Origin of the sequence: Burkholderia multivorans ATCC BAA-247 (genome assembly GCF_000959525.1) — a bacterium.
Lineage (GTDB): Bacteria > Pseudomonadota > Gammaproteobacteria > Burkholderiales > Burkholderiaceae > Burkholderia > Burkholderia multivorans.
This window is the reverse complement of record NZ_CP009832.1, coordinates 2999751-3015650: the sequence shown is the minus strand read 5'-3', so window position 1 is coordinate 3015650 and position 15900 is coordinate 2999751. Positions and strand designations below refer to the sequence as shown.

Genomic DNA, 15900 nt, shown 5'->3' with positions numbered 1-15900 from the left:
GTGCGGCCGGCAAGGTGCGGCCCGCTCGGCCCGCGTCCGTTTCGCAGGCAAACCGACGCCGCCGAAACGCATTCCTCCGCGATGCTGATAACGGTGTGAAGATAACTTCGTTTGGCCGTGCGAAGCGCGGTGATAGCGTGTCGGTACGCGTCCTGACGGGCGCCATGTCGATTCCGGCTTACCCTTTCGCAGGGCCGCGCCGCGGCCCGGAGGCAACGTTATGTCTTCACCCCTGGCGCTCGTGCGCGATGTGTCTTCCTTCGAGTCCGGCGCGGCGGCCGACGCGCAGACGTCCGCTTCGTTCGACGCGCTCGAGCGGATCGTCGGCGTGAATCTCGCGCGGCTGCGCGCCGAGCGGCAACTGTCGCTCGACGCGCTCGCGCGGCTGTCCGGCGTGTCGCGCGCGATGCTCGCGCAGATCGAGTCGGCGCGCAGCGTGCCGTCGATCAAGGTGCTGTGCAAAGTGGCGGCCGCGCTGAAAGTGTCGGTCGCCGCGTTCTTGCGCCGTCATGCCGTGAACGGCTTCGAGCACTTGCCCGCCGAGCGCGCATCGCGCGTGGTCAGCTCGAACGGCCGCTTTTCGGCGCGCGCGCTCTATCCGGAAGGCGAGCCCGTCGCGGCCGAATTCCACGAACTGCGGATCGCGCCGCTGCATACCGAGCCCGGCGTGCGTCGCGCGCCGGGCACGACCGTGAACCTCGTCGTCAGCGAGGGGACGCTCGAAGTCGTCGTGCACGACCGGCGCCAGCTACTCGCGACCGGCGACGCGATCGTGTTCGACGCCGATCAGCCGTACAGCCTGCGCAATCCCGGCGACAGCGATGCGCGCGCCTTCCGCGTGACGGTGAGCCCCGAGGTGCCGCCGCGCTGGCTCGTGCCGGACGCCGCACACGCTGCCGTTTGAGTGTCGTTGCGCGGAACGAGGCTCGATCGATCGGGCGACGCGCTTAGACGTCGTCGTCGGTAGGGTTTTGTCCGCGATTCGCTGCGCGGTGCGCGCGGCTGTTGTATGCTTGGCCCCGCCGGCTGCGGCCCGCGTCGTTCGATCGCGGGCCGCAGCCGGCAATCAGTGCGTCTTCAGGGCGGGGCGAAATTCCCCACCGGCGGTAGGTCGGCGTCAGCCGACGAGCCCGCGAGCGCCCGTGCAACCGCGCGGGGTCAGCAGATCTGGTCGAATGCCAGAGCCGACGGTCACAGTCCGGATGAGAGAAGATGTGCAGATAGTCACGTCCGTCAGGGCCGCTTCGCGTCGCATGCGAAGCGGGTTGTCGTTCTGTCTGTTTGCAATGCCCTGAAACGTTTTTCGCCCAAATCGTATTTGCGAGGAGCGTTTCACATGTCCTTGATGTCCCTTTCGTCGGCACCGGCCGACGCCTTTGCCGATCTCCCGTTGCTGGATGCCGAACCGGTGCCGCCGCGCATCGCCGCCGCGCTCGACGCGTTGCGCGCAGGCCGCGCCGTCGTGCTGCAGGACGACCACGACCGCGAGAACGAGGCCGATCTGATCGTCGCGGCCGAGCGCATCACACCCGAAACGATGGCGCTGTTGATCCGCGAATGCAGCGGGATCGTCTGCCTTTGCCTGACCGACGAGAAGGTGCGCGCGCTCGAGCTGCCGCCGATGGTGCAGACCAACGAGAGCCGCAACGGCACGGCCTTTACCGTATCGATCGAGGCGCGCGAAGGCGTGCATACGGGCGTGTCGGCCGCCGATCGTGTGACGACGATCCGCGCCGCGATCGCCGACGACGCCAAGCCGCACGACATCGTGCGGCCCGGCCACGTCTTTCCGTTGCGCGCGCAACCGGGCGGCGTGCTCGCGCGCCGCGGCCATACCGAAGGGACCGTCGACCTCGCGATCCTCGCGGGGCTGAAGCCGGCCGGCGTGCTCTGCGAGCTGATGAATCCGGACGGCACGATGACGCGCGGCGACGACGTCGAGCGCTTCGCCAAGCAGCATGGATTGCCGATGCTGACCATCGCGGAACTCGTCGAATTCCGGTCGGCGCTCGCAGCGGCACGCGAACGCTGCTGCGAACCGGCCTGAGGCGGGAACGGCACGCGCGTCGGCGCGCGCCCATCGAAACAGCCTGCGCCGACGGCGGCCGACCAACGCCGGCGTCTGTGCCGGCCGGCGCGCGCCCGATCAGGACTGCACGTCGCCGAATTCGCCGCGCATCCCGGCCTCGACGAGCGCCGGCAACTCGCGCATGTCGCGCATGATCCGCGTCATGCCCATGCCGCGCAGCACGTCCGCGTAATTGTCGGGGATGTGGCTCGCGCCGACGAACGCGATCGTCTTCATCCCGGCCGCACGTGCGGCATTCAGTCCCGACACGCTGTCCTCGACGACGATGCAGCGCTCCGGCGCGACGCCGAGCGTCTGCGCCGCGTACAGATACACGTCGGGGTACGGTTTCGGCCGCGCGACCTGTTCGGAGCTGAACACGCGATCGCCGAAGATCTCGGTGAGCGACGCGCGCTTCAGTGAATTGCGCACGCGCGCGAGCCGGCTGTTCGACACGACCGCGGCCGGCAGCGTGACCTTCAGCAACGCATCGCGGACGCCCGCGATCGGCGCGAGCGATTGCGCGAGCGCGACTTCGATGTTGTGCTCGATCGTTTCGAGGAAGTTCTCCGGCATCCGGATCGCGAAGCGCGCTTCGAGCCCGGCGAGGAAGCGCGACGTCTGCTGGCCGAACGCGGTTTTCGCGGCGGCTTCGAAATCGAGGTGGGGAAACGTGGCGGACAGCGTGTCGAGCAGCACGCGGTCGGCAATGACTTCGCTGTCGACGAGCACGCCGTCGCAGTCGCAGATGAGGTGATCGAGCATGATGGTGAAGAAGCGGGGGAGTCGGCGGCGCCGATCGTCCCGCACATGATACGTGCTTTCGCCGACGCGCCGTGAGCGCTTCCCCGCACTGCACACATCACAGGTCGATCGCGCGCCCCGTGCGCCACGACGTCGTCGCGGCTTCGGCGAGCTCGAGCGCCGCAAGCCCGTCGTCGATCGTCGTCCGAACCTGTGTGCCGTCGCGCAGCGCGTCGACGAAATGCGCGAGCTCAGCCGCGTAGGCATGCCGATAGCGTTCGAGGAAGAACGGCTCGGGTACGTCCGTCGCGATGCCCTGCGCGGACCACACGCTCACTTCGGTCGGCCGCACGTTGCCGGCCTGCAGCATCCCGCGGCTGCCGAGCAGTTCGAAGCGCTGGTCGTAGCCGTACGCGGCGCGACGCGACGTGTTGATCTGACACAGCAGCCCGCGTCGCGTGCGGATCGTCACGGCCGTCGAATCGATGTCGCCCGCATCGCGCACCGCAGGATCGGTCAGGCAGCTGCCGGTCGCATGCAACGTCTGCGCTTCGTCGCCGAGCATCCAGCGGAACACATCGAAGTCGTGGATCAGCATGTCCTTGAAGATGCCGCCCGAGCTGCGGATGTAGTCGGCCGGCGGCGCGCCCGGATCGCGGCTCGTGACGATCAGCATTTCCGGATCGCCGATCTCGCCGCGCTCGACGCGCGCCTTCAGCGCGGCGAAGGTCGGATCGAAGCGGCGCTGGAAGCCGATCATGCACGTGATGCCGCTTTGCCGAACGCGTTGCGCGCATTCGCGCGCTCGTTCGACGCCGAGGTCGACCGGCTTCTCGCAGAACACCGCCTTGCCGGCGTTCGCGGCCGCGACGATCAGGTCCGCATGCGTGTCGGTGCTCGACGCGATGACGACCGCGCCGACCGATGCGTCGCCGAGCGCGCGTTCGACGTCGGCGGCCTGCGCGCCGTGCGCGCGTGCGAGTGCGTCGGCCGACGGTGCGTGCCGGTCGACCACGTACTTCAGCGTCGCGCCGGGATGGCGCGCGAGGTTTGCGGCGTGGATCTTGCCGATTCGGCCGGCGCCGAACAGTGCGAATTCGATCATCGTGTTCTCTTGTCTTGTCTTGTCTTGTCTTGTCGGTTGCGCGCATGTGCGCATGCTCAGCGGCGCTCGAGTTCGCCCTGCACGTAGTCGATGCTCGCACGCAGCCGCGCGGCGATGTCGTGCGCCTGCGCGATCTCGGTGGCGAACGGCTCGAACGACAGCGCGCCGCGATAGCCGCGCGCAAGCAGCTCGCGCACTTGCCGCACGTTGCCGAGCCGGTCCGCGCGGCCGACGAGCACACGATGGCCGTCGCGCATCCGCTCGACCGGCAGGTCGTCGTCCTCGACGCCCGACAGATGAACGAGTCCCGTCAGATTCGGGAAGAAGATCGGTTCGCCGGCGAGGTGATGATGGAACGTGTCGTGCACGAGACGGAACACCGGTTCTCCGGCCGCCGCGTAGATCGCCTTGACCGCGTCCGACTTGCGGCGCAGCGCGCATTCTTCGAAGCCGAGCGGCTCGATGAAGCCGAGCAGCCCGCGCGCTTCGAGGATCGGCTTCAATGCGCGCAGCGCGTTCACGAGATCGGCATGTCGCGTCTCGGCATCGCGCGCATCGTCGCGGCTGTTGGTCGGACACAGCACCAGTGCGCGTGCGCCGCATTGCGCGGCGTAGTCGGCGAGCAGCGTCGCTTCGTCCGCGCGCGCTGCGTTCCACTGGTCGAAGCGCTGCAGCGCATTGATCGTCAGGATCGTCACGCCGGCGGCTTCGGCCGTCGCACGGATCGCGGCGGCCGGCGTGCCGTCGGCGAGCTCCGCGCCGTCGAGATCGTTGCGGATCTCGATCGCGTCGATGCCGAGCTGCCGGCACAGCGCGACATAGCGATCGAACGGGATGTGCGGCGCGCAGATCCGGTTCAGCGAGAAATGGAAGGCTTGCGTCATCGTGCGGTCCTCTGGTGTCGAACGGAAGCGTGAGCGAAACGGGTGACGTCGTGCGCGGCCGCATCGCCGTGCGTATCGTCCGGCGTCGCGGCGAGTGCGTGCCATGTGTCGCGCAGCCACTGCGCGCACGCGACGTTGTTGTCGAAGATCGAGTAGCGCGCGCCGCCGCCGTAGTCGGGAAACGGAATGAATTCGCAGCTGATCTGCTCGACCTGCACAGGCCGTGCGTGCACCTGCGACTGCAGCAGCGCGCGTAGCGCGGCCTTCCACGTGTCGAGCGCACCCGCATGCCAGGCATCGTGATAGGTGCCGGGCGCGGGTGCGACGAACGGATACTGGATGCCGCGTCCCGGCCGGCCGTCCGCACGGCGCATCGAGCGGTTGTCCGGATTGTTCGGGATCACGCTGCGCGCATGCGCATGCCGGACCCAGCCGCGCGCGATCCATTCGGTGTAGACGGCCGACGGCGACGCGGGGTCCAGCCTCTCGCGCATGCGCTCGGCCGTGCCGTGCAATCCCGATGCGTCGAGTTCCGCGCGATTGCCGATCTTGAACAGCAGGTGCGAATGGTCGAGCGTGAGCCGGAACGGCACGCCGGCCTGCTCGACGTGCCGCGCGACGCGTGCGATCCGCATGAAGCGTTCGCTCCACATGTCGACGTGCACTTCGAGGCACGGCAGGCAGCCGACGCGCTCGCCGCGTTCGTACGTGCGCAGGTAGAAGTCGGCGACTTCGCGGTCCGACAGCGGATGGCCGTCGGCGTGATGAGCATGCAGCTGGCAGTTGAGCACCGTGCTGCCGAAGCGCGCGCCCGCATCGACGATTTCGGCCACGTGCGCATCGTCGCGGCCCGCGCGCCAGATGCCGCCGATCACGCGAATCGGCAGCGCATGGCGCTCGACGAGCGCGAAGTACGGCGTCAGATCTTCGCCGCTCACCGGGTTCTTCTCGACGTAGTCGAACACGCGCGCGTCGGCGATCATCCGGAACCGCTCGGCCGGCGTCGGCGGCGGCAAGCCGTCGTGCTCGAGCACGCCGTCGAGATTCACGCCGATGAGGATCGTGTCAGCCATCGTCTGCCGTCCGTCGTTGAGCCGGTGTCGAACCGTGTTGAACTGGATGGCTGCCAACTGTACGGCCGCGCGGCGCGCATTGCATGACGAACGTTGACGAAAAATCGCCAACGCGGCCGTCGATTTTTTCGCGCGCTGCATCACGCGCGCCGCGCGGCCGCGTCAGGCCGGCAGATACGCGCTCGTGCGCACGTTCGCGGCGCAGAACACGCGGAATTCGACGGGGTCGGCGGGCGGCCGCTGCTCGACGATGCCGCACGCGTGCAGCACGTGCTGCAGCGCGGAGATCGCCTGACCGTCCGGGTCCTGGTCGATCGCGATGTCCATCGAACCGGCCTCGATATACGCGCGGTGCTGATCGAGCATCTCGTGCCCGATCCAGACGACGCGGCCGGCCGCGCCCGCGTTGCGCAGCGCGGCTTCGATGCCGGCCGACCCGGCACCGCTGTTGTAGATTGCGGCGACCTCGTCGCCCGCGCGCAATGCGTTCGTGACCGCGCGGTAGCAGCGGTCGTCCTCGTCGAGCGTTTCGATCGGCGCGTCGCAGCGCAACGCGCCGAACGCTTCGCCGAGCTGATCCATGCAGCCGGCCATGCGCTGCGCGTGCGCGCGGTAAGCCATGCGGCCGCCGAGCAGCAGCACGCGCCCGGGCCGCGCGGCGAGCCGGCCGATGTAGTAGCCGGCCGTGCGTCCGGCGCGGTAGTTGTCGATGCCCGCATAGTGGACGCGAGCAATGCCGCCGATGTCCGTCACCATCGTCACGACGTGCTCGCCGCGCGCGATCGCGGCGGTCAGCGCGTCGCGCACGCGCGGCGTGTCGTGCGCGGTGACGATCAGCGCCGCGCGCCGGTATGCGGGACGTTCGATCAGCGCGGCGGCACGCGCGTCGTCGGCGGCGGCGACGATGGTTCGATGCACGACGACGCGCCGGTCGAGCATCTGCAGCGAGCGCTGCAGCGCCTGCTGCAGCCGGTGGAAGAACGGCGCGTCGGTGTCGGGCAACAGCACGTCGACGTGGACGAGCCCGTGCCGCGTGTCGGGCAGCTGGCGCGGCACGCCGAGCTGGCGCGCGGCCGCCACCACGCGTTCGCGCGCGCGGGCCGACACGCTGCCGCGCTCGTTCAGCACGCGGTCGACGGTCGTCGTGCTGACACCCGCGAGCGCGGCGATCTCGTCGAAGCGCGCGGTGCGCTTGCGCCAGCGCGGACCGGAAGGGTCGGCCATGGTCGTCTCCATCGTTGTCGTCGCCAGCATCGCGTGGCGTTGTGCGCCAACGCTAAAGCGATGGCGAAATTTCGTCAACGTTTCGATTGAGCGGGGCAGGGCGGTCGCCTAATTTCGCTTCCATGCCGGTGCGCAAGGTGCGCATGCCGGCGAACGAGAATCGGGAGACACGCGTGACCCATACCGACGACGACCTGCACCGGCGCCCCGCGGCGGCACGCCGTCACGCATACCGCATGATCGGCGGCGCGGGCGAGCGCGCGCGTGCCGCCGGGCTGGTCAATGCCGAGTGGTACCGGTGCGCGGTGCCGCGGCCGCTGATGAAGCAGCTGATGCAGCGCAGCGATGCACGCGCGATACGCGACACGCTGACCTGGTACGCGTCGATCGTCGCGAGCGGCGTGCTCGCATGGTTCGCGTGGCGCGCGCATTCGGCGTGGGCGATTCCGGCGTTCTTCCTGTACGGCACGCTCTACTGCAGCCCGGCCGATTCGCGCTGGCACGAGTGCGGGCATGGCACCGCATTTCGCACGCGCTGGATGAACGACGTGCTCTATCAGGTCGCGTCGTTCCAGGTATTTCGCCGCGCAACCGTGTGGCGCTGGAGCCATGCACGCCATCACACGGACACGCTCGTCGTCGGCCGCGACCCGGAAATCGCCGCACCGAAGCCGACCGACTGGCTCGCGCTCGCGCTGAACGTGATCGCGCTCAAGCATGTCGCGAGCGAGCTGCGCAAGATGATCGCGGCCGCGTTCACGGGCCGGCTCGACGCTGAGGAGCAGACCTACGTGCCCGAATCGGAATGGCCGAAGGTCGTGCGCGAGGCGCGCATCCACCTCGCGATCCATGCGCTCGCGATCGGCGCGGCGCTGTATGCGCGAACGATCCTGCCGCTGCTGTATGTCGGCTTGCCGAGCCTGTACGGCGCGTGGCTGTACCTCTACTTCGGGCTCACGCAGCACGCGGGCATGCCCGAGAACGTGCTCGATCATCGGCGCAACTGCCGGACCGTGATGATGAATCCGGTGTTCCGCTTTCTGTACTGGAACATGAACTACCACGTCGAACATCACATGTTTCCGATGGTGCCGTTCCACGCGCTGCCGAAGCTGCACGACGCCGTGAAGGCCGACATGCCGCCGCCGTATCCGAGCACGCTCGCGGCCTACGCGGAGATCGTGCCGGCGCTGATCCGGCAGACGCGCGATCCGTCCCATCACGTCGTGCGGCCGGTGCCCGATGCGGCGCGCGCATGACGTTCATTCAACTGCCAACGAAGGAGACACGCATCATGACGCAATGGATCGACGCCGTCGGCTTCGACGACATCGACGACGAGGACGTCGTGCGCTTCGACCATGACGGCCGCACGTACGCGATCTACCGGATCGACGGACACGTGTACGCGAGCGACGGGATGTGCACGCACGAACGCGTGCATCTCGCGGACGGCCTCGTGATCGACCACGTGATCGAATGTCCGAAGCACAACGGCCGCTTCGACGTGCGCGACGGCCGCGCATTGTCGGCACCCGCATGCGAGCGCTTGCGCACGTATCGCGCGCGGATCGAGGACGGCCGTGTGCTGATCGAGGTATGACGGCATGACGAACGACCGCGTGATGGCGATCGTCGGCGCGGGCCACGCGGGCGGCCGTGCGGCGCAGGTGCTGCGCGAACACGGCTGGCGCGGGCGCATCGTGCTGATCGGTGCGGAACCGCATCTGCCCTACGAACGGCCGCCGCTGTCGAAAGGCGTGCTGACCGGCGAGCGCAGTGCCGCGCAATGCGCGCTGCGCGATCGCGACGCCTGGCGTGCGGACGCGATCGAGCCGATCGTCGCAACCGTCGAGCGGATCGATCCGGCGGCGCGCGAAATACGCGTGTCGGACGGCCGCGCGTTCGCGTACGACGCGCTGCTGCTGGCGACCGGCGCCCGCGCGCGGCGCCTCGCGATTCCCGGTGCCGATCTTGACGGCGTGCTCGCCTTGCGCACGCTCGACGACGCCGCGGCGCTCGGCGCGCGGCTCGTGCGCGATGCGCGCATCGTGCTGATCGGCGGCGGATTCATCGGGCTCGAAGTCGCGGCGTCGGCGCGCCAGCGCGGCTGTCGCGTGACCGTGCTCGACGCGGCGTCGCGCGTGCTCGGCCGCGCGGTGCCGGACACGATCGCGGCGCGCGTGCATGCGCTGCACGTTCGGCACGGCGTCGCGATCCGGCTCAATCGCGCGCCGGTCGCAATCGAGCGCACGGCGGGCGGCGCGCTCGCGGTCATGCTCGACGACGGCGACATGCTGATCGCCGATACGGTCGTCGTCGGGATCGGCATCGAGCCGGCGGACGAACTCGCCCGCGACGCGGGGCTCGCGGTCGATCGCGGGATCGTCGTCGACGAAAGGCTCGAGACGTCGGCGCGCGGCATTTACGCGGCCGGCGACGTCGCGGTGTTTCCTGGCGGCCGGTCGGCACGTCGCGTGCGGCAGGAGACGTGGCACGGCGCCGAGACGCAGGCGCGCGTCGCCGCGCGCAACATGCTGGGCGCCGGCGAACCGTATCGCGACGTGCGCTGGTTCTGGTCCGATCAGTACGACGCGCAACTGCAGGTCGTCGGCGAGCCCGCGCTCGGCGAGCGGACCGTCGCGCGCGTGCTCGACGACGACGCGGAAATCCGCTTCCATTTCGATGCGCAGGCGCGGCTCGTCGCGGCGAGCGGATTCGGCTGCGCGTCCGCGTGGGTGAAGGAGATGCGGGTCGCGAGGATGCTCGTCGAGCGCGCGGCGGACGTGACGCCGGCCGACGTCGCGGACACCGGCGTGAAGCTGAAATCGCTGCTGCGCTGAGATGAAGGAGCCGCGGCGCGTGCGGCGCCGGGCGCAGGGAAGGAGGGTGCGTGGCCGAAGCGCGCGGCCCCGAGTGTGCCGCGCGCTTCGACGCACGTACGACGTCGCTCAGACCGTCGTGTGCAGATGCAGATACAGTGCGGCGGCCGCGGCGCCGCCGAGCAGCGGGCCGATCACCGGCACCCATGCATAGCGCCAGTCGCTGTCGCGCTTGCCGGGGATCGGCAGCAGCGCGTGCATGATGCGCGGCGACAGGTCGCGCGCGGGGCTCATCGCATAGCCGGTCGGGCCGCCGAGCGAGATGCCGATGCCGAGCACGAGCAGGCCGACGGGCAGCGCGTCGAGTGCACCGAGTCCGACCTGCGGCGACGCGAGATAGAGCACGCCGAGGATCAGCACGAAGGTACAGATCGCTTCGGTCAGCACGTTATGCGTGACGCTGCGGATCGCGGGCGCGGTGCAGAACACCGCGAGCTTCAGGTCCGCATCGGCTTCCTTCGCGAAGTGCTGGCGATACGCGAGCCAGACGAGCAGCGCGCCGGCCATCCCGCCGAGCATCTGTGCGAGCACGTAGCCGCCGACTTTCGCCCACGGGAACTTGCCGGCGAGCGCGAGACTGATCGTGACGATCGGGTTCAGATGCGCGCCGCTGAACGATGCGGTCACGTAGACGGCGACGAATACGGCCATCGCCCATCCCATCACGATCACGATCAGATCGGCGCCTTTGCCTTTGGTCTTCGCGAGCAGGACGTTCGCGACCGCGCCGTTGCCGAGCAGCACGAGGATCGCCGTGCCGATGAATTCTGCGATATAGGGTGACATGTTTGTCTCTCGTAGATCGCGGCGGACTCGCGCAATGCGCGGTCCGCCGGCGTTGTTGTTGTGTCGTTCGCGACGCGGCGCTTACTGTGCGTCGTCGGCCCAGGCCTTTGCAGCACGCACCGCGCGCTGCCAGCCGGCCATGCAGCGCTCGACCTGCTGCTTGGGCATCGACGGTGCGAAGCGGCGATCGAGCTGCCACTGGCTGCGCACTTCGTCGAGATTCTTCCAGTAGCCGATCGCGAGGCCCGCGAGATACGCGGCGCCGAGTGCCGTCGTTTCGGTGATCTGCGGACGCACCGCATCGACGCCGAGCAGGTCGGCCTGGAACTGCATCAGCAGGTTGTTCGCGCTCGCGCCGCCGTCGACGCGCAGCTCGCCGATGCTGATGCCCGAATCGGCTTCCATCGCGGCCAGCACGTCGAGCGATTGATACGCGATCGCATCGAGCGCCGCGCGCGCGAGATGCGCGTCGCGCGTGCCGCGCGTGACGCCGAACAGCGAGCCGCGTGCGCGCGCGTTCCAGTGCGGCGCGCCGAGGCCGGCGAACGCGGGCACCAGATAGACGCCGTCGCTGTGCGGCACGCTCGCGGCGAGCGCTTCGATCTCGGCGGCCGTCTTGATGATGCCGAGGCCGTCGCGCAGCCACTGCACGACCGCGCCCGCGATGAAGATGCTGCCTTCGAGCGCGTACTGCACGTCGTCGCCGATCTGCCAGGCGATCGTCGTCACGAGGTTGTTCTTCGACTCGATCGGCTTGTCGCCGGTATTCATCATCAGGAAGCAGCCGGTGCCGTACGTGTTCTTCACCATCCCGGACGTCGTGCACATCTGGCCGAACAGCGCCGCGTGCTGGTCGCCCGCGATGCCCGCGAGCGGAATCTTCGACGCGAACACGGTGGTTTTCGTATGGCCGTAGATCTCCGACGACGCCTTCACTTCCGGCAGCATGCTGCGCGGGATGTCGAGCAGTTCGAGCAACTCGTCGTCCCACTGGCGCGTATGGATGTTGAACAGCATCGTGCGCGACGCATTCGTCACGTCGGTCACGTGCAGCTCGTGCTTCGTGAAGTTCCACACGAGCCAGCTGTCGACCGTGCCGAACGCGAGCTTGCCCTGACGCGCCTTGTCGCGCGCGCCCGGCACGTTGTCGAGGATCCAGCGGATCTTCGTCGCGGAGAAGTACGAGTCGATCGGCAGGCCCGTTTTCGCGCGCACCTTCGCTTCGAGCCCCTGCTTTTTCAGCGAATCGCAGAAGTCGGCGGTGCGGCGGTCCTGCCAGACGATCGCGTTGTAGACGGGCTGGCCCGTTTCGCGATCCCAGACGATCGTCGTCTCGCGCTGGTTCGTGATGCCGATCGCGGCGATCGACGTGCCGTTCAGGCCGGTGCGCGTGACGGCTTCGGCGGCGACGCCCGCCTGCGTCGACCAGATTTCCTGCGGGTCGTGCTCGACCCAGCCGGGCTGCGGGTAGATTTGTTCGAACTCTTTCTGCGCGATCGACACGATATTGCCCTGCCGATCGAACAGCATCGCGCGGGAGCTCGTCGTGCCCTGGTCGAGCGCGAGGATGTACTGGTCCTGCATGTCTCTCATCTCCATCCGTGGATTAGTTGTGATGCGCGCCGTATGCCGCGGCGCGTCGGTGAATCAACGTCGGTCAAGCAAACTGCTCGGGCGATCGATCACGCGTGCGGCGCGTGCGCGGCCGCGAACCACGCATCGAGCGCGGCGCTCGCCGCGTCGAGCGTGCCCGGCGCGACGTGCAGCCCGAGCTTCGAGCGGCGCCACAGCACGTCCTGCGCGCAGGTCGCCCATTCGGTATCGCGCAGGTAGCGCAGCTCCGCCTCGAACAGGCCGGGCACGATCTCGGCGCCGAGATCGGCCAGCGACTGCGCATTGCCGACGACGCGCGCGGCACGCGTGCCGTACGCGCGCGCATACCGGCGCGCGAGCGGTGCGGGCAGCCAGCGATGGCGCTTCGCGAATGCGTCGGCGAACGCATCGAATTTGGCGTTCGCGATGTCGCCGCCCGGCAGCGGGGCGCCGGCGGTCCATGCCGGTGCGTCGCGGCCGAGCGCGCGGCACAGCATGTCGCCGGCTTCTTCGGCGAGCTTGCGGAACGTCGTAATCTTGCCGCCGAACACCGACAGCAGCGGTGCGCCTTCGCCGTCGTCCATCTCGAGCCGGTAGTCGCGCGTGACGGCCGACGCGTTCGCGGCATTTTCGTCTTCGAGCAGCGGCCGCACGCCGGAATAGGTCCAGTGCACGTCGGCCGGCGAGATCTTGCGCTTGAAGTAGCGGTTGATCGAATCGCACAGATACTGCGTCTCGTCGCGATCGATCGCGACGCGCGCCGGATCGCTCGTGTATTCGACGTCGGTCGTGCCGATCAGCGTGAAGTCGCGCTCGTACGGGATCGCGAAGATGATCCGCTTGTCGGGGTTCTGGAAGATGTAGGCGTGATCGTGATCGAACAGCCGGCGCGTGACGATGTGGCTGCCTTTCACGAGCCGCACGCTATGATGCGCGCCGCGCCCGAGCGCGCCGTGCAGCACGTCGCCGACCCACGGGCCGGCCGCGTTCGCGATCGCACGCGCACGCACGACGCGGATCGCGCCGTCCGGCTGCCGCAGCCGCGCTTCCCATTCGTCGCTGCGGCGCTCGGCCGACACGAGCTTCGTGCGCGTGAGGATCTCGGCGCCGCGCTCTTTCGCGTCGAGCGCGTTCAGCACGACGAGGCGCGCATCGTCGACCCAGCCGTCCGAATAGACGAAGCCGCGCCGGATCGAATCGACGAGCGGCGCGCCGGCCGCATGGCGGCGCATGTCGATGCCGCGCGAGCCGGGCAGCAGCTCGCGTTTCGCGAGGTGATCGTAGAGGAACAGGCCGATGCGGATCAACCAGGCCGGACGCAGGTTCGGCATGTGCGGCATCACGAAGCGCAGCGGCCACATGATGTGCGGCGCCGCGCGCAGCAGCGTCTCGCGCTCCTGCAGCGCCTTGCGCACGAGCCCGAATTCCTTGTACTCGAGATAGCGCAGACCGCCGTGAATCAGCTTCGTGCTGGCCGACGACGTGTGCGATGCGAGATCGTCCTGCTCGCAGAGCAAAACCGACAGGCCGCGGCCGGCCGCATCGCGCGCGATGCCCGCGCCGTTGATGCCGCCGCCGACGACGAGCAGATCGTAGCGATTCGGTTGATTCACCTGCTGTCCTTATCGTTCGAGAGTCGAGTTCATGGATCGAACACGAAATGTTCGAATTCGAAATTTAACGAACGAAATCGAAAAAGTAAAGTTCGAAAAAGAGGGGCGGGTGGCGCGCCGCGCGTTCCCGGACGATACTGGCGGGATCGACCGTTTCGCGAGGTGAATCATGCGTATTGGGATGGGGATCGGCGCGTGCGCCGTGGTGCTGGCGGCCTGCAGCGCAGGCACGCCGCCGCTCGCCGGCAACTGGCGGGCGCCGTCGTTCGTCGATCTACAGACGGCGTGCGGCGGCACCGCGCGCGACTGGGGCGCGGACGCGCAGCCGGTCTATTCGGCGATGTACGACGCGTACGTCGCGAAGCGCTATCGCGGGCTGTCCCAGGCGAACTACTGCGCGTTCGTAAACGAACTTTCCGCGCATTACGCGGCGCCGGACGCGCCGGGCCGCGCCGGCTGGGTCGCGTATCTGAACGGCGCGCGGGCGCAGGCCGTCAGCTGGCGCGCGGCGGTCGATCCGACGTTGCGCGGCGGCTGAAGCGAGCGGAGCGAAACAACGGGAGCGGTGGGCCTGAAAACGCGGCGCGGCCGGGGAGGCCGGCCGCGGGCAGGTCACAAACGGCGGGACTTACGAATAGCGGTACTTGATCGACCGCAGCGTGGCGTCACCGGTTTCGGTCACGCAGTATTTTCGCCCCGATCCGAGCCCTTCGAGGCGGACGAGCTGTTGTTCGAGCAGCGCGTCGAGTTCTTCCCGATCCATGCTGGTCTGGTCGGGTGCGTCTTTCACAAGCAATAGCGTGGCGAATTCATGCGGACTCAGCATCGTTCTCTCCATGGCAACCGGTCTGCCCGCGCGGCCGGCATCGATGCCGGCGCACGTACCCCGCGGGGGATGGCTTGGGGGGAAAAGCTGCATTCGCCGGCCATGCGGTTCGCGCTCGCCCTGGCACAGGCAGAGCGGCAAACGGGCCGGGGAACTGGAGTCTAGTCGAGTGCGCAGGCAACGACAAATCGTGCCCCGTTAATTTTCCGTTTGACAGGCAGGCCATCCACAAGCGGTTCGGCCGCGCGGCCAACTTCTTGATTTCACTTGAAGTTGTCGGTGCGGCGCAGCATCGCGCCGATCATTCGGCGACGTACACCTGCGTGCCGGCCGCGGCGATCGTATCGGCCATGTCGGCCGGCAGCGGCTTGTCGGTGAACAGCGCATGGACCTGGCTCAGATGGCCCTGGCGCACGAGCGCCGGCCGGCCGATCTTCGAATGATCGGCGACGAGGTAGACCGTACGCGCATGCTCGATGATCGCCTCCGCGACGCGCACCTCGCGCGTATCGAAGTCGCGCAGCGTGCCGTCGGCCTCGATTGCGGACGTGCCGACGATCGCGTAGTCGACCTTGAACTGCCGGATGAAGTCGATCGCGAGTTCGCCGACGATGCCCTTGTCCCACGGCCGCACGATGCCGCCGGTGATCAGCACCTCGCAGTCGGGGTAGCCGCTCATCATCGACGCGACGTTCAGGTTGTTCGTGATCACGCGCAGCCCGTGATGGCGGTTCAGCGCGCGCGCGACTTCCTCGGTGGTCGTGCCGAGGTTGATGAAGAGCGACGCCTGATCGGGGATGTGCGACGCCGCGAGCGCCGCGATGCGCCGCTTCTCGTCGTGGAACATCCGCTGCCGCGCGGTGTACGACACGTTCTCGGAGCTGGTCGGCAGGCTCGCGCCGCCGTGATAGCGGCGCAGCAGGTTCAGGTCGGCGAGCCAGTTCACGTCGCGGCGGATCGTCTGCGGCGTGACGGCGAAATGCGCGGCGAGATCGTCGACGGTCACGAAGCCGTCGCGCTGCACCCATTCGAGCAATTCCTGCTGGCGCGCGTTCAGGGTGAGGCGGGGATCTCTGCTCATGTTCGACGGTCGGGGGCGTGA

General features: G+C 68.5%; 16 protein-coding genes and 1 riboswitch. Of the genes, 6 read left to right on the top strand and 10 right to left on the bottom strand.

All coding sequences use genetic code 11. From position 1 onward, the window contains the following. Positions 1-220: 220 nt before the first annotated feature. Positions 221-904, top strand: a complete 684-nt coding sequence (locus NP80_RS26480; RefSeq protein WP_006398345.1) for a helix-turn-helix domain-containing protein — start codon at positions 221-223, stop codon at positions 902-904. 165 nt (positions 905-1069) lie between these two features. Then, a riboswitch (FMN riboswitch) is annotated at positions 1070-1218 on the top strand. A gap of 118 nt (positions 1219-1336) precedes the next feature. Then, a complete protein-coding gene (gene ribB, locus NP80_RS26475) occupies positions 1337-2047 on the top strand; it encodes a 3,4-dihydroxy-2-butanone-4-phosphate synthase (protein ID WP_006406542.1) in 711 nt (236 codons plus the stop codon). Positions 2048-2146: 99 nt separating this feature from the next. On the opposite strand, the gene NP80_RS26470 is transcribed toward ribB, so the two are convergent. The 5 genes from NP80_RS26470 to NP80_RS26450 all read right to left on the bottom strand — a co-directional run bounded on the left by NP80_RS26470 (position 2147) and on the right by NP80_RS26450 (position 7098). After that, positions 2147-2833, bottom strand: coding sequence for an HAD family hydrolase (locus NP80_RS26470; protein WP_006406541.1), 687 nt, complete (start codon positions 2831-2833; stop codon positions 2147-2149). A 97-nt stretch (positions 2834-2930) separates the two neighbouring features. Continuing rightward, positions 2931-3917 (bottom strand): inositol 2-dehydrogenase, encoded by a 987-nt coding sequence (gene iolG, locus NP80_RS26465; protein ID WP_035946270.1) that lies wholly within the window; start codon positions 3915-3917, stop codon positions 2931-2933. A gap of 56 nt (positions 3918-3973) precedes the next feature. Beyond that, a complete protein-coding gene (locus NP80_RS26460) occupies positions 3974-4801 on the bottom strand; it encodes a TIM barrel protein (protein ID WP_006406539.1) in 828 nt (275 codons plus the stop codon). Then, the gene (locus NP80_RS26455; RefSeq protein ID WP_223852576.1) at positions 4798-5874 is read right to left on the bottom strand and encodes a xylose isomerase; all 1077 of its coding nucleotides are present in this window, start codon (positions 5872-5874) and stop codon (positions 4798-4800) included. The genes NP80_RS26460 and NP80_RS26455 overlap by 4 nt, the downstream gene beginning before the upstream one ends. Positions 5875-6036: 162 nt before the next feature. Next, positions 6037-7098: a LacI family DNA-binding transcriptional regulator gene (locus NP80_RS26450; protein WP_006406537.1), complete on the bottom strand. Its 1062-nt coding sequence runs from the start codon at positions 7096-7098 to the stop codon at positions 6037-6039. A 143-nt stretch (positions 7099-7241) separates the two neighbouring features. On the opposite strand from NP80_RS26450, the gene NP80_RS26445 reads away from it, so the two are divergent. Genes NP80_RS26445 through NP80_RS26435 form a run of 3 tightly spaced genes read left to right on the top strand, consistent with a single transcriptional unit; the run spans position 7242 to position 9941 of the window. Beyond that, positions 7242-8357, top strand: a complete 1116-nt coding sequence (locus NP80_RS26445; protein WP_370445537.1) for a fatty acid desaturase family protein — start codon at positions 7242-7244, stop codon at positions 8355-8357. A 35-nt stretch (positions 8358-8392) separates the two neighbouring features. Then, the gene (locus NP80_RS26440) at positions 8393-8701 is read left to right on the top strand and encodes a non-heme iron oxygenase ferredoxin subunit (protein WP_006406535.1); all 309 of its coding nucleotides are present in this window, start codon (positions 8393-8395) and stop codon (positions 8699-8701) included. Positions 8702-8705: 4 nt separating this feature from the next. Next, the gene (locus NP80_RS26435) at positions 8706-9941 is read left to right on the top strand and encodes an NAD(P)/FAD-dependent oxidoreductase (RefSeq protein WP_006409493.1); all 1236 of its coding nucleotides are present in this window, start codon (positions 8706-8708) and stop codon (positions 9939-9941) included. Positions 9942-10049: 108 nt separating this feature from the next. Here NP80_RS26435 and NP80_RS26430 read toward each other — a convergent pair whose 3' ends face one another. From NP80_RS26430 to glpD, 3 genes are all read right to left on the bottom strand, one after another. After that, on the bottom strand, positions 10050-10766 hold the full coding sequence (locus tag NP80_RS26430) for an MIP/aquaporin family protein (protein ID WP_006398355.1): 717 nt from the start codon (positions 10764-10766) through the stop codon (positions 10050-10052). Positions 10767-10847: 81 nt separating this feature from the next. After that, complete coding sequence (gene glpK / locus NP80_RS26425) at positions 10848-12350, bottom strand: glycerol kinase GlpK (RefSeq protein ID WP_006406533.1); 1503 nt, start codon at positions 12348-12350, stop codon at positions 10848-10850. Positions 12351-12448: 98 nt separating this feature from the next. Further along, positions 12449-13972, bottom strand: a complete 1524-nt coding sequence (glpD, locus tag NP80_RS26420) for a glycerol-3-phosphate dehydrogenase (protein ID WP_045594250.1) — start codon at positions 13970-13972, stop codon at positions 12449-12451. Positions 13973-14153: 181 nt separating this feature from the next. Between glpD and NP80_RS26415 the strand changes: the two genes are divergently transcribed. Next, positions 14154-14510, top strand: coding sequence for a hypothetical protein (locus NP80_RS26415; RefSeq protein WP_006406531.1), 357 nt, complete (start codon positions 14154-14156; stop codon positions 14508-14510). A gap of 90 nt (positions 14511-14600) precedes the next feature. Here the strand turns inward: NP80_RS26415 and NP80_RS26410 are convergent, their stop codons facing one another. Then, positions 14601-14798, bottom strand: coding sequence for a phage tail assembly chaperone (locus NP80_RS26410; protein ID WP_006398360.1), 198 nt, complete (start codon positions 14796-14798; stop codon positions 14601-14603). Positions 14799-15099: 301 nt separating this feature from the next. Beyond that, entirely contained in the window at positions 15100-15879 is a 780-nt protein-coding gene (locus NP80_RS26405) for a DeoR/GlpR family DNA-binding transcription regulator (RefSeq protein WP_006406529.1), read from the bottom strand. Between the last annotated feature and the right edge of the window lie 21 nt (positions 15880-15900).